Origin of the sequence: Ningiella ruwaisensis, assembly GCF_004798935.1 — a bacterium.
Classification (GTDB): domain Bacteria; phylum Pseudomonadota; class Gammaproteobacteria; order Enterobacterales; family Alteromonadaceae; genus Glaciecola; species Glaciecola ruwaisensis.
The window spans coordinates 441,348-455,360 of record NZ_RAHT01000003.1 but is presented as its reverse complement, the minus strand read 5'-3'; the positions used below and the strand labels follow the sequence as shown (position 1 = coordinate 455,360).

12 protein-coding genes and 1 tRNA gene are annotated in these 14,013 nt (G+C 42.8%); 7 read left to right on the top strand and 6 right to left on the bottom strand.

All coding sequences use genetic code 11. From position 1 onward, the window contains the following. Nucleotides 1–130: 130 nt before the first annotated feature. Entirely contained in the window at nucleotides 131–1,630 is a 1,500-nt protein-coding gene (locus D6V41_RS08365; RefSeq protein ID WP_136251013.1) for a sulfatase family protein, read from the top strand. Between the two features lie 88 nt (nucleotides 1,631–1,718). Here the strand turns inward: D6V41_RS08365 and D6V41_RS08360 are convergent, their stop codons facing one another. Then, a complete protein-coding gene (locus tag D6V41_RS08360) occupies nucleotides 1,719–2,579 on the bottom strand; it encodes a hypothetical protein (RefSeq protein WP_136251012.1) in 861 nt (286 codons plus the stop codon). A 224-nt stretch (nucleotides 2,580–2,803) separates the two neighbouring features. Between D6V41_RS08360 and D6V41_RS08355 the strand changes: the two genes are divergently transcribed. Further along, nucleotides 2,804–3,166 (top strand): SpoIIAA family protein, encoded by a 363-nt coding sequence (locus tag D6V41_RS08355; RefSeq protein WP_136251011.1) that lies wholly within the window; start codon nucleotides 2,804–2,806, stop codon nucleotides 3,164–3,166. Nucleotides 3,167–3,262: 96 nt separating this feature from the next. Here D6V41_RS08355 and D6V41_RS08350 read toward each other — a convergent pair. From D6V41_RS08350 to mutY, 3 genes are all read right to left on the bottom strand, one after another. Then, nucleotides 3,263–3,338 (bottom strand) — tRNA-Phe (locus D6V41_RS08350). Between the two features lie 187 nt (nucleotides 3,339–3,525). Further along, a complete protein-coding gene (locus D6V41_RS08345; RefSeq protein WP_136251010.1) occupies nucleotides 3,526–3,798 on the bottom strand; it encodes an oxidative damage protection protein in 273 nt (90 codons plus the stop codon). A 53-nt stretch (nucleotides 3,799–3,851) separates the two neighbouring features. After that, nucleotides 3,852–5,015, bottom strand: a complete 1,164-nt coding sequence (gene mutY / locus D6V41_RS08340) for an A/G-specific adenine glycosylase (RefSeq protein ID WP_136251009.1) — start codon at nucleotides 5,013–5,015, stop codon at nucleotides 3,852–3,854. Between the two features lie 102 nt (nucleotides 5,016–5,117). On the opposite strand from mutY, the gene trmB reads away from it, so the two are divergent. The 4 genes from trmB to arcA all read left to right on the top strand — a co-directional run bounded on the left by trmB (nucleotide 5,118) and on the right by arcA (nucleotide 9,339). Further along, nucleotides 5,118–5,837: a tRNA (guanosine(46)-N7)-methyltransferase TrmB gene (trmB, locus tag D6V41_RS08335; protein WP_136251008.1), complete on the top strand. Its 720-nt coding sequence runs from the start codon at nucleotides 5,118–5,120 to the stop codon at nucleotides 5,835–5,837. Then, the gene (locus D6V41_RS08330; protein ID WP_241664477.1) at nucleotides 5,807–6,904 is read left to right on the top strand and encodes a methyltransferase; all 1,098 of its coding nucleotides are present in this window, start codon (nucleotides 5,807–5,809) and stop codon (nucleotides 6,902–6,904) included. The genes trmB and D6V41_RS08330 overlap by 31 nt, the downstream gene beginning before the upstream one ends. A 2-nt stretch (nucleotides 6,905–6,906) precedes the next feature. Further along, nucleotides 6,907–8,355: a glycogen synthase gene (locus D6V41_RS08325; protein ID WP_136251007.1), complete on the top strand. Its 1,449-nt coding sequence runs from the start codon at nucleotides 6,907–6,909 to the stop codon at nucleotides 8,353–8,355. A 279-nt stretch (nucleotides 8,356–8,634) separates the two neighbouring features. Next, nucleotides 8,635–9,339 (top strand): two-component system response regulator ArcA, encoded by a 705-nt coding sequence (gene arcA, locus D6V41_RS08320; protein WP_136251006.1) that lies wholly within the window; start codon nucleotides 8,635–8,637, stop codon nucleotides 9,337–9,339. Between the two features lie 72 nt (nucleotides 9,340–9,411). Here the strand turns inward: arcA and pmbA are convergent, their stop codons facing one another. Then, a complete protein-coding gene (gene pmbA / locus D6V41_RS08315; protein ID WP_136251005.1) occupies nucleotides 9,412–10,743 on the bottom strand; it encodes a metalloprotease PmbA in 1,332 nt (443 codons plus the stop codon). A 166-nt stretch (nucleotides 10,744–10,909) separates the two neighbouring features. On the opposite strand from pmbA, the gene yjgA reads away from it, so the two are divergent. After that, nucleotides 10,910–11,443, top strand: a complete 534-nt coding sequence (gene yjgA / locus D6V41_RS08310; protein WP_136251004.1) for a ribosome biogenesis factor YjgA — start codon at nucleotides 10,910–10,912, stop codon at nucleotides 11,441–11,443. A gap of 60 nt (nucleotides 11,444–11,503) precedes the next feature. Here yjgA and D6V41_RS08305 read toward each other — a convergent pair whose 3' ends face one another. Then, the gene (locus tag D6V41_RS08305; RefSeq protein WP_136251003.1) at nucleotides 11,504–13,987 is read right to left on the bottom strand and encodes a S8 family serine peptidase; all 2,484 of its coding nucleotides are present in this window, start codon (nucleotides 13,985–13,987) and stop codon (nucleotides 11,504–11,506) included. Nucleotides 13,988–14,013 lie beyond the last annotated feature (26 nt).

Genomic DNA, 14,013 nt, shown 5'->3' with positions numbered 1-14,013 from the left:
TTCCTTTAATGGTATTTTCTCAACCCGTTAAGATGTGTAATTTCATAATTTGCGAATAAATAATGAGTGTTTACAAATAAAACAAGCTTTAACAGACTACACCCAACATTTATTGATAAAGGAGCGAGGCATGCCAAGCGCTTTTGCATCACCTGGCCGAATCGTTGAAAATGCACAATCAAAATGTTTGTTTATAATCGCTGCATTCACTCTCTTGCTTGCGTGTAGCGACAATGCTAAAACGCAATTGCAAAACGAAGCTGATAACTCACCTCAACTTCCCAATATTGTGCTCGTACTGACCGACGATCAAGGCTACGCAGATGCGTCTGCATTTGGACAAGAAGCTTACAGCACTCCTAACATAGATAGCTTGGCAGATAATGGCCTTATGTTGACGCAATTTTACGTTGCACAACCTGTATGTAGCGCTTCCCGTGCTGCCATTTTAACTGGAGCATATCCTAATCGAATAGGTGTAAGCAGCGCATTTATGCCTTCAGATTTAGTCGAAGGGCCTCCGGTGGGCTTGAATCTGGATGAAGAAACCTTACCAGAGCTTTTAAAACTTAAGGGGTATAACACGGCTCTTTTTGGAAAATGGCACTTAGGTGATACTGCGCCTTTTTTGCCCACCTATCATGGTTTTGATGAGTTTTACGGCATCCCCTATTCGAATGATATGTGGAGCGCCAACGTAAACAAAAAGTTTGCCTTTGCTGACTTACCCATTTATCAGCAAGACAAGGTGGTAAAAGTCCTTACTGACGATCAAAGCAATCTCACAACTGAATTGACTGAAAAGAGTGTTGATTTTATAAACCGCAACGCTGACTCGCCCTTTTTCTTAATGCTTTCGCATCCTCAACCTCATGTGCCGCTCTTTGTATCTGACAAGTTTAAAGGCAAGTCTGGTGCAGGGCTGTATGGCGATGTAATGATGGAAATCGACTGGTCAACGGGCGAACTTATTAAAGCACTTAAACAAAACAACATTCTTAAAAACACCCTGTTTATTTACATGTCAGACAACGGCCCATGGCTATCTTTTGGCGAACATGCGGGAAGCGCAGGTATTTTACGAAATGGTAAACTGAGCAGTTTTGAGGGCGGTATTCGTACACCTGCGCTCGTGCAGTGGCCCGGAACACTGCCGCAAAACCAGCGTATAGACACACCTATGATCAGCATGGATTGGTTGCCAACCATCATAAATTTAATAGATGGCAAATTACCTGACAAGAAAATCGATGGACACAATATTTGGCCAATTTTAAGTGGACAAACTCAAGACCCCACGCGAGAAGCCTTTTTCTTTTATTTTCATAAAAACGACCTTACAGCGGTGCGTTTTGGTGACTGGAAGCTTTATTATCCTCATCGATATAACTTAGTGATAGAGCCGGGTGAAAACGGAAAGCGGGGAGAAGAAGAATGGCCTATGTTAAGCGGTATAGAGCTCTATAATCTTAAAGACGACCCTAGCGAAACCAAGAATGTTGTAGAAGATCATCCTGAAGTTGTTGCGCAAATTGAAGCATTGGCAAATGAAAAACGACAGGCATTAGGCGATAATTTGCAGGGGATAGAGGGAAGTGAAAGGCGACCAGTGGGTCGCTTGGGCGAATAATTCACGCTTTGTACTGTACGCTTTGTTCTAGACGCTTTGTACTATTTGTACTAAGTGCACAGCTAATTGGCAAATACGCCGTGGCACTTTACTCTTGTTTGCTCATTTGTTTGCGAATGAGCGAAATCTTTTCGGTCAGAAGTTTATGCTCTTCTGCTGGTTGAAATTGCAAATGCGTTTCCAGAAAGGATTCCTCAAAGTACATATCGACGACGTTTTTATTTACCTCCTGTAAAAATGCCTCACTTTGGGGGTGTGTATTACACATTATGTAAAGAGATACGAGAGTAGGCAGCTCTTTGATACGCAAGCTTTCATATTTTAAATTGCCTCTTGCACCTGAGAAGCGGTTCATCTGAGCAGGAAATGCTACGGTAAAGTCTGCTCTTTGATACGCAAACATGCGAGCATGAATGGCGTTTCGATCGACACCGCGAACCTTTATTACTTGTGAAGCATCCAGGCCCTCTAAAATCTGATCAAGTTCCTCGCCATAGCTAATCCCCTCTGTTAATACTAATTTTGACGAGGGATAAAATTTGAGTAAACCATCAAGCGAAGACACTTCACCATTGCTCACCAAATTAGCAGGAGGCTCTGGCAAATATGCTTGCATATATAAACGATAATTTGACTGAAATGCTAAAGGTAGAGAAAACAGAAACTGTTCCTCGCGCTCATCGTTTTTGATTTTAAACAATGAACACGCCGGTTTATTGTTAGTTTTTAGCTCAAGAGCTATTCGGTCAAAAGGCAAATGCTGGAACGAATGTTCAACGGATATATTCTCAAGTGCTCGTAGCGTTGTAATTGAGCTTAAACCACTACCAACCGATGCTTCCAGGTCTTTTGCAAAAGGTTTATAGTCATAATAAATTTCAACGTTTTCCGCATGTGCAGATGCAACTAACAGCATTTTAAGAACAGCCAAAAGGCATACATTTTTCAAACTGAAGCCTTAACCATGATGATTGAGTCGTTTAGATATAAAGATAGCACATAAGCTAACGCTTATTGCAAAATCTGTGATAGACGATTAAAAGCAAAAGCCAGGATTCTTAATACCATCCGATTCTCTCCCTTTAATTTTTGTATGTGTTTGTTAGGCTATAAATAGGGAGTCTAAAATTCTCACTCAATCAAAGGATTGCTAACAAATCAACAGGAGTTTATATGTTAGACATTATCGACATTAAAATTGACAATGCCGTGGCATTTAAAATGTCGGGTCGAATAACTGAAAACGACATGTCGGTGGTATTAGCAGAATCTCGCTTTAAGTCAGAGCGTTTCAAAAAAATAGTCATTTATGAAGAAATAGAGTCATTTTCAGGCATCGATTTCTCGGCAATCGCAGAAGAGATAAAATACCTTTATAAAGTAGGTATTTCAAACATCGATAAAGTCGCCGTTGTCGCAGATAAAGGCTGGATTGAAAAAATCGTTAAAATCGAAGATAAATTATTTTCAAACATCCATATCAAATATTTTAAAAGCGATGAAAAAGACGAGGCAATTCGTTTTTTAAAAGAGTAGTCCTTAATGCACCGATACGGGAGTGCGAAGCGCTCCTGCGTGTCGGTCAGCACAAACAAAAAACCCCGCTCGTATGAGCAGGGCTTTCGGAATAAATGGTGCCCAGAGGCGGGATCGAACCACCGACACGCGGATTTTCAATCCGCTGCTCTACCGACTGAGCTATCTGGGCAATCGCGACTCACAAAATTTGTGTTTTCGCTGTGGACGCGTATTAAACGGATTTCAGTGCCTCAAGTCAATAGCTTTTATAAAAAAGGCCCATCTTTTTTGTTTAATTAGCTACTTATTAAACGACTTAGTGCATTGAACACAGATTTGCGTTTATTTTTTAAGCAGTCACTTTTCTCTTGCTCGCACTATTTTTCAGGCGGCACATAACCTTCAATGGTCGGCTCTTTTCCTTCAAACAAAAATCCCACCATTTGCTCTTCCAAAAATTTACGATCACTCGCATTCATCATATTGAGCTTGTTCTCGTTAATCAGCATCGTTTGCTTCTTTTGCCATGCTGCAAAGGCTTCTTTTGAAATATTGTCAAAAATTCGCTTTCCCACTTCACCGGGATACAGTTGAAAATCCAGGCCATCTGCTTCTTTTTTCAAATACTCACAATATACCGTTCTAGCCATGTTTTAATTTACCTTAGTGCGTTTGCACATCTAAATATTAATTAATGTTTATTCTACAGACTATCTATAAGCGACTGCATTATTTTTAAAGTGGGTGCGGCAAAACCGATTTTAGTTTCCTTGATTTGGTCTTCGGATTTGCCTATCGCTTCGTCTGCCTCAGCAACCATGTTTTCATCATTACGCTTTTGATTACTAACATTTTTCAAATTGTTTAGATGGTACCAAAGCGACTCATTTTCACTATGTCTGTTTCGGGGCTTGTCATGTAATTGTAGCAGTACTGGTTGAATGTCCAAATGGTAGTGACTAAATGTATGGCGAAACGGCTCAAGGGTTTGTGTAGTCATTTCACTCACGTCAAATGCAGAAGCTTCTGTCTCTATTGTGCGCTGTTCATCAAGCTCTATAAAGCCCCACAGACCTCCCCAAATTCCCGATGCTGGCCGTTTTTGTAAATACACACTGCCTTTATAAAAGGGAATGAGCATTTGCACGACTTTTACAGGCAGTGCTTTTTTCGGCTTTTTATGCGGAAACTCTGTTTGCTTGCCCAAGGCAAATGCAAGGCAATGCGTCGATACGGGGCATTGTTCACATTTAGGCTTAGTTCGAGTACACAGCGTTGCACCCAAATCCATCATCGCTTGTGTATAGTCGCCATGACGCGGCAAACTGTTTCCAGAATTACGCTCAACAGGAGCAAGTGATTCTGCCATTGACCACATCTTATCTTCTACTTTTTTATTTCCTGGCCAGCCTTCTACCGCAAAATATCGAGAAAGCACCCGCTTTACGTTGCCGTCTAAAATGACATAGGGTTTATTTTCAGCAAGCGATAAAATGGCTGCCGCAGTTGAGCGTCCTATGCCCGGTAAAGCCAGCACCAAATCAAAATCATCAGGAAAAATACCACCATGCTTGTCACGAACTTGCTGAGCAGCTTTGTGAAGGTTCCGAGCTCTTGCGTAGTATCCCAATCCCGTCCATAAGTGAAGCACCTCATCCTGTGGCGCATCTGCCAAATCGTTAACATGAGGGAAGCGAGCCATAAATCGCTCATAGTAAGGGATGACTGTTTTTACCTGTGTTTGTTGCAGCATGATTTCAGACACCCAAACTGAATAAGGGCTTTTGTTTTGTTGCCACGGCAGGTCTTTGCGGCCATTTTTATCAAACCAGCGCAACACCTCATCTGAAAAAGAAAATTCACTCATGCTATTTTTATAAAATACTTCTATATCGCAATACTCTATAATGAGCCGCTAGTATACGCATTTCTCTTAATCGAAGACCAGAATCAAAGACTAAAAAGTAATATGAGCCGTTTTAAAAGTGAAGAAGAAGCGCGCGCTGCAGGCGTGTACATCGCTAAAGTAAAAAGTTTTGTTAAACGTGAAGGTCGTTTAACTAATGCACAAGCAAAAGCTATCGAAACATTATGGCCCCAAATGGGCTTAAGCGTCGAACAAGGCATGCTTAATCTCAACGACGTGTTCGCTCGCCAGGCGCCTAGAGTATTGGAAATAGGCTTTGGTATGGGCAAATCACTGGTAGAAATGGCAAGCAAAGCGCCCGACACCGACTTTATCGGAATTGAGGTGCATCGACCTGGGGTTGGCGCATGTCTAGCAGACGCCGCTGACGCTAATCTCACCAACCTGCGCTTATTTGAACATGACGCGGTTGAGGTACTTAAGCGCTGTATAAAAGATGAAAGCCTCGACAGGCTTCAGTTATTTTTCCCAGACCCGTGGCATAAAAAACGACACCACAAACGCCGTATTGTGCAAAGCGACTTTGTAAAAAACATCCGCTCAAAACTTAAAATCGGCGGAGAATTCCATATGGCAACTGATTGGGAGCCCTATGCCGAGCATATGATTGAAGTAATGGAGCAAGCGCCAGGCTTTGAAAATACTGCACAGTCGGGCCTTTACGTTGAACGACCTGATTATCGTCCAATTACAAAATTTGAAGTTCGTGGCCAAAAACTCGGCCATGGTGTGTGGGACATCATTTACAGGCGGGTAAGTTAATGCTTTGCGCACAAAGTCAGTTATTGCTTCGCAACCAGTCGCTTTTTGGAGTGGGAAAATGGGCTCTGGTTAATCCGGGTGATACGCAAATCTTCAGTGAACTTGAAACTGAAGCCTCTTTACCCAATGCGCCCACACTTTTTGGTTTGCATCAGTACTACGATACATATAAAGCGCTTGCAAGTTCATCACCGAACACCCATTTTTTTTCAGCAGCCTTTGACCAATCACAAACCGGCGAGCTGGACGGCATTGTAATTTACATGCCAAAGGCCAAACAGCATCTTGATATGCTCATTGCAAACATGGCGCAATTGCTCAAGCCTGATGGCCTGTTACTGGTAGTGGGTGAAAATAAAGGCGGCATTAAAAGCGTGGCAAAGCAGCTTGAAAGGTTTTGCTTCAATATCAATAAAACGGATAGTGCTAAACACTGTGGATTAATAAGCGGTCAAGTATCAGCAGAAAAAACCAATGGACATAATTTTGATATTGATAAATATGCAGTCACACGTAGCTATGAGATTAATCAACAGTCGATAAAAGTGCTTTCACTGCCAGGCGTATTTGGTCACAAGCAATTAGATCCTGGCACAGCGCTCTTACTACAGCAGTTTGCTGATCATAAGCAAGTGAAGCAGATGCGCGGTCAGTTTTATGATTTTGCTTGTGGTACTGGCGTTATTGCATGTTACTTTTTAAGCTTAAGCGAACGACTAAAAGCAACCTTAAGTGATATCTCGGCGCTTGCGCTCTACTGCGCAGAGCGTTCTTTAGCTTTAAACGGACTTCAGGGAAAAGTGGTAGCCAGCGATGGTATGCAAGAAATTAACGGAAGTTTTGACCATATTTTAAGTAACCCTCCCTTTCATGAAGGGCTCAAAAACGACTATGGCATTACCCTTAATTTTATTAAAACTGCTCATGCTAAAGCGAATCGCGGATGCAAGCTAACGATAGTAGCCAATCGTTTTTTACCTTATCCTGAGCATATTCAAAACACTTTTCATTCATTTTCGGTTTTATGCAAAACCAATAAGTTTAGCGTGTACCAAGGGTCAAAATAATCATGAAGATATTATTTTTAATATCAGAAGTGGAAGACATTATTAAAACAGGTGGCTTAGCTGATGTTGGTAAAGCTCTCCCTATTGAGCTTGCAAAGTTGGGACACGAAGTAGTTGTGATGATGCCCTACTACAAGCAAGTTGCAGAGCAAATGAAACTGGCCAATGCCATGCCAAGCCAAATACTGCATGTAGGCGAGCAAAGTTACCAATTTGATGTAAAAGCTCTGACTTTGCATGGCTTACAGGTTTATTTAATTGATCACTCTTATTTTAGCCAGCAAAGCCAACCCTATTCTGATGATGGCAACAGCAGTGAAAAAAGCGCCACCAATGCTCAGCGCTTTAGCTTTTTTTCCTTAGCTTGCCTGCACGTCAGTCATGAACTTCATTTTAAACCCGATGTGGTGCACACCCACGATTGGCATACTGCAATGGCCGCATACTTTCTAAAAAGCGACTTTTGCCATCGTCATTCAATTTGGCAAGATGAACAATTTTTTGCCAACGCAAGTTGCATCATCACGCTTCATAACGCTGCCTTTCAATGCGTTTGTGAGTTGTCAAAAGTTCCGATACTCGATGCACATTCTCAGCAGCAGGTCTATACCGATAATGCTTATGTGAATTTGCTAAAAACAGGCATTTCGTATGCTGATAAAGTTTGCGCAGTAAGTCCTACCTATGCAAAGGAAATTCGCAGCCATATTGGCAGTCATGGTATTGATGACGTAATTAATCAAGCTCCTGAAAAAGTCCACGGTATTTTAAATGGTTGCGACTATTCTCAGTGGGACCCTGAAAAAGACCCGCTTATTCCTGCTAACTTCAACGCAAAGGACTTATCAGGCAAAGCAGTATGTAAATCGAAGCTTCAGCAGCAGTCTGGGCTTAAGAGAGTAAAAAGTGTTCCACTCATAGGCATGGTGTGTCGGGCAACCAGACAAAAAGGCTTTGATTACTTGATGCCAATTTTGGACGAGCTATTGGCGCACAAGGTTCAACTGGTGATCATGGGAACAGGAGAGCCCTACATTACCAGGCAATTGCATGATGTTGCAGCTAAACATGCGGGTAAGTTTAGTTTTATCGAAGCGTTTTCGTCTGAATGGGCGCACTTAATTGAAGCTGGCAGTGACTTTTTTCTCATGCCATCGGAGTTTGAACCTTGCGGACTCAATCAAATGTACAGTCTGGCTTACGGGACGCTCCCTATCGTGCGTCGAGTAGGAGGGCTTGCCGATACTGTGGTGGATGTTAACGAACCAAACAGCAACGGTTTTGCATTTAATGAGCCTTCTTCGCTGGCACTCATTAACTGCCTGCGTAAAACCTTACTCGTTTACAACGAACAAGCAAAATTGATTGCTGCAATGCGACAACGCGCTTTTGCTTCAAAATTTACTTGGCGTCGGGCAGCTCAGGAATATGTCGAATTATATTGCTCCTAACTCGACTAAAGTCGATAAAGTAAAAAAGATGTAAAGAGAATCTATTTGTTTTTTATTGGGTTTTTATAATTGAAATCGTATGCTTTAACAAAAAAGTTACTTTTCAAGTGCATAGTTTTTTGAAATACTGTAACGTGAGTCTTGAAAGCATGATTAATAAGCTTTCTCATCCAGTAGAACGAGTATTGTAATTACTGGGTAGAATAATCCGACGCGCTGCAATTGGCCTTATCAAGGGTTTTAAGCGCACCGAAACGTCAACTAGAACAGTGTAAGAAGATGCAGACGCCAAATATATTAATTGTAGAAGATGAAGTCGTAACCCGTACCACTTTAAAAAGCCTCTTTGAAGCAGAAGGATACAACGTATTCGAAGCTGAAAATGGTGAAGAGATGCACGGCTTTTTCGAAAATAATGCCATTGACGTTGTGATCATGGATATAAATCTTCCAGGTAAAAACGGTTTAATCCTGGCAAGAGAAGTGCGCGATCGTAAAAATGTTGGCTTGATTTTCTTAACCGGCAGAGATAATGACGTCGATCGTATTTTGGGTTTGGAAATTGGTGCTGACGACTATTTAACCAAGCCTTTTAATCCTCGTGAACTGACTATTCGTACTCGAAATCTTCTTTCACGCACCAGCAATGCCGCTGAAGATGATGATTTGCCAAGCAAAGTAAAATTTAATGGTTGGACGCTTGATGGTGACAGCCGTAGCTTGATTTCTCCTAAAGGAAACGAATTCAGGCTTCCACGAAGCGAATTCCGGGCTCTGCACTTGTTTTTAAGTAATCCTGGCAAAATACTTACCCGTGAGCAGTTGATCATGGAAATGACAGGCCGTGAACTTCGCCCAAATGACCGCACGGTTGATGTTACAATTCGCCGAATTCGCAAGCATTTTGAATCCGAACCAAACGATGAAGAATTGATTGTGACCATTCACGGTGAAGGCTATCGCTTCTGTGGTGAAGTAGATTAATTAAAGTTCGACAGCAAAAAGGCGCTCAGAGAAGCGCCTTTTTTGTGTAATCCGCTTTACTACGTAAAGCGACTAATTCCCAGCTATTTTCATTCCTTCTACTATTACCGAACCGGTTTGAAGCGCGCCTCGGATTTCTCGTTCATTTCCAATAGCTACAATATTTTTGAGCATATCTTTTAAATTGCCAGCAATAGTGATTTCATGGACGGGATACTGGATTTGACCGTTTTCTACCCAAAAACCTGCTGCGCCTCTACTGTAATCACCATTAACAATATTTACACCCTGCCCCATGAGCTCGGTCACAATGAGCCCTTTATCCATCTTTTTAATCAATTCATCGTCAGTTTCTCCGGTATCACTCACTATGCAGTTGTGGATCCCGCCAGCATGGCCATTACTTTTCATACCTAGTTTACGCGCAGAATAGCTACTTAAAAGATAGTGCTTAAGCACACCATCCGAGACAATATCCATGTCTTGTGTCCTTACGCCTTCGTTGTCAAAAGGACTGCCCGCGAGCGAGCGCTTTAAGTGAGGCCGTTCTAGTAAGTTAAACCATGATGGTAAAATTTGTGTGTTTAGCGCATCCAGTAAAAATGACGATTTTCTATAAAGACTGCCGCCGCTGATAGCACTAATAAAATGCCCAAATAAACTCGAAGCAATATCTCTATGAAACATCACGGGTACATTCGCCGTTTTGATTTTACGAGCGCCAAGTCTCGATACAGTTTGCTTTGAGGCCGACTGACCAACATAGTCAGGCGCATCTAATTTGTCTGCCTCTCTGGATACGGTGTAAGCGTAATCGCGTTGCATATCACCGTCTTGTTCACCAATTAATACGCAACTCAAACTATAGCGCGAGCTCGGATAAGCGGCATTAATACCGTGTGTATTTCCGTAGACTCGTACGCCCAAATTTGCGTTATAACTTGCTCCGTCTGAATTGACAATACGCTTGTCTGCTTCAAGTCCTGCTTTCTCCGCCTCAAGCGCTTGTTTTAAAGCATACTCTGCATCTAATGGCTGAGGATGATAAAGATCCAAATCGGGGATGTCGCGTGCAATTAGTTCAGCTTCGGCTAGACCTGCACAAGGGTCTTCACTGGTATACTTTGCAATTTCAATGGCCTTTTCAACGGTGAGCTTTAAGGCGCTCGGGCTGAGATCTGCAGTCGATGCACTGCCTTTTTTATTACCTACGTAAACACAAACGCCTAAACCGCCATCATTGGTGAACTCCACCGTTTCAACTTCTTGCATGCGAGAACTGACAGAAATACCTTGAACTTTTGACATACTCGCCTCGGCGGAGCTTGCACCTAATTTTTTCGCTAATTTTAAGGTGTCATCCACAATGGATTGTATTTCTTGTTGCTGTTGTTTGACGTCCATACTGCGTTTCACTTCTTCTTTGTTAGTTTAACGATGCGAATTTAATCTGATGATAGTCAACGCACATCTTATCTAGAGCATTCACAATTATGTTTTCAAAAGCTGCCCTGTTACAATACGCAGAGTCTAGCATCTTTAACAAAAAATTTAGCAAGAAATCTGCCTTATGAATAATGACCCTTTTGAGTCTGATAACGAACTGTCTTGTGAATACGAATCCACTGAATTCGGCAGTAAAACACAGCTTAAACAAGCTTCCGATGCGCTTAAAAAGCTGGGACTAGAGCTTGTGAACCTGACACAAGGTGAGCGGCAAAAGCTTAAGCTTGATGACGAACTTGAGGATGCCATCGAAATAGCAACCCGCATCAATCGAAAAAAAGATGGATTCAGACGGCAAACTCAGCTTATTGGCAAACTACTTCGCAAACGGGATGTTGCCCCTATTGAGCAGGCTTTAGAAAAGCTTAAAAATGCCCATACAGCAGATGTCAGAGCGTTTCATGAAGTAGAGTTGACGCGTGATAAACTGATAAAACAAGGAGATGAGGGTATTCAGGCGCTTATTGAAGAATATCCATCATTAGAGCGACAAAAACTCAGACAGCTTTTACGCACTATCAAAAAAGAGCAAGATGAGAATAAAGCACCGGCTGCTTACCGCTCGCTATTTAAATATCTACGTGAAAATATTCTGTGAGCCAAAAAAAAGCCCCTTTGCAGGGGCTTTTTAAGCGATTTAAATTTCGCTGCCTTTTTATCAGAAGCTTACGGTAACTGGATCAGAACACGCGGTGGTCTCATCACAAATTACATATGTAAAGCTATTACCGCTTACACTGCGCTCTCTATCACGATATAAGCCTGTATTTTCAACGGTTTCCAAAAGAACGCCGTTTCTATATACATCCACCATTTCAGAAGAAGAACCAGAGTAATTTAAGTCAACGCGTAAATGCCCAAAGCGAGATTGCATTGCACGTTTAACCGTCACTTCAATCACCGCGTCAGACACGCTCACCGTTTGAGTTTCAGTGTCGGATTGGCCTTCAGCGTCTGTCGCCGTTAGCGTAACTTCATAAGCGCCTGTTGCAGGATAAATATGCGAAGGACTTTCTTCAGTAGAAGTCATTCCGTCGCCAAAGTCCCACAAATAACTAACAATATCGTTATTCACATCGGTACTTTCGTTAACAAAATCGACTGCAAGTCCATTATCAGCAAAACTAAATGCAGCATTTGGCGCGGCAGGTCCTACTTCACCAATACCGGTGAAGGTAATGGACCAATTGTTGAGCTGTCCTGTGTCACCTGAGAACACATCTGTTACCGTCAAGGTCCAGTCTCCAGTAGCCACTTCTCCGTTAAATGCAGCACTTTCGAAGGTTTCTACCACATCATCGGCACCATCACCGCCATTCGATGACTTCAGCGTCACTGAGGTTCCAGCAGGTGAAGTCAATACCAATTCGATGTCACCACGATAAGTATGCGAGATGTCTACTGAGGTTGCTGTGCCAAATACTGTGATTTCGTCAGGAACGTTGATAACCGAGTCGAAGCTTTGATTATCAACTATTTCGATAGGCGTATCGGTGCTGTCGTATGGGAAATCAGTCAAACCTACAGGATTAACATAAAGAGAAACTGTTTTCTCACGAGTGAGTTCACCGCTTACGCCCTCAACTGTAAAACTATAGGATCCCCAGTCGGTTTCTTCTGTCGTTGCCACATCAAGCGTAAATGTGTCACCTGGGCTCACTGTGCTCGCAGAAAGTGTCGCTAAACCCGACTCATCAGTGAGATTGAGAGTAACCTCGCCTTCCCAATCAGCAATATTTCCAACTTCAAAGGTGTAACTGATAGACTCGCCCGCCACGATGGTTGCAGCAGTTGGCGTAACAGAGAACGTAAAGCTTGGTGTCGGGTCGCCAGCGAGTAAAGCATTGTAGGCATTTAGACGTTTGCCGCTCACTGTTCTGCCATCAGCCCAGGCATTATCATCGCCACTATCCATTAATAACTGCTTCATTTCAACAGCGCTTAAATCTGGATTTATTGACCAAACCAACGCAGCAGTACCGGCAACATGAGGCGTCGCCATCGACGTACCAGAGAAGGTAGCGTAGTTGTTTCCTGGCACGGTTGAAAGCACTGCGCTACCGGGTGCGGCAATATCTACAGTAGTTAAACCGTAGCTATAGCCTGAATCAGCGTCATTTCTGTTGATACTGGCAACGGCCATTAAGCCTTCGTTATCGTAATTAGAAGGATAATTCGGCACAGTATCGTTATCTGCACCCGCATTACCTGCCGCTACAACAAAAAGAATATCGGCAGCTTCGGCATCAGAAATTGCATCTTTCAAGGTTTGGCTGAAACCACCGCCGCCCCAACTGTTATTCGTTGCTTTTACATTGATACCCGCGTTTTTCAAGCCCGTGAAGTAGTTAACACATTCAATAGCGCCATCGGTAGATCCGGTTCCGCCCGAGCCTAAGAAGGCGCATGCAGCAATTGAGACATTGTGGTTCACGCCCACTACGCCAACGCCGTTATTACCAACCGCACCGATAGTGCCGGCAACGTGTGTACCATGCGACTCATTGTCCATTGGATCTGAATCACCATTTGCGGTATCGATACCGTAAATATCATCAATATAACCATTGCCGTCATTATCGATGCCGTCGTTTGGTATTTCGTTAGGGTTGCGCCACATATTTGCGGCAAGGTCCTCGTGCAGGTAATCGACACCGGTATCAATAACACCTATGACAATATCTGAACTACCTGTTGAAATGTCCCATGCTTCTACCGCGTCGATATCGGCATCGACTGTACCGCCATTCTGACCGGTATTGTTAAGCCCCCACAAACTGCCAAAGCTTGGGTCATCAGGAACAAGAGCCTTTCGATAAATATAGTTTGGCTCTGCGTATTTAATTGCAGGATGTCCCTCGAGTTTTTTAAGAGCGTCTTTAACAGACATATTTCGAAGCGCGTATTTTGCGATACGGCCCTGCATAAGATTGGAGAAGCGGTCATCAACTTCATCACGGTTAGCGTCTGAAATACGGGCGCCAATAGATGAGCGCGCACGCGCTTTATCCAGTCGTGTCGTATTTTCTTTATACACAACCAAAATGGAATCGGCCGCCACTTCAGGTGCAGACGCAGAAGTCTGTCCCGATACCACTAGCGGAAGCATAGCCAAGGTTAGAGCTGAAAGTTTGGTTTTCATGGTTTTATTCCTAAAACGTAAGTTCG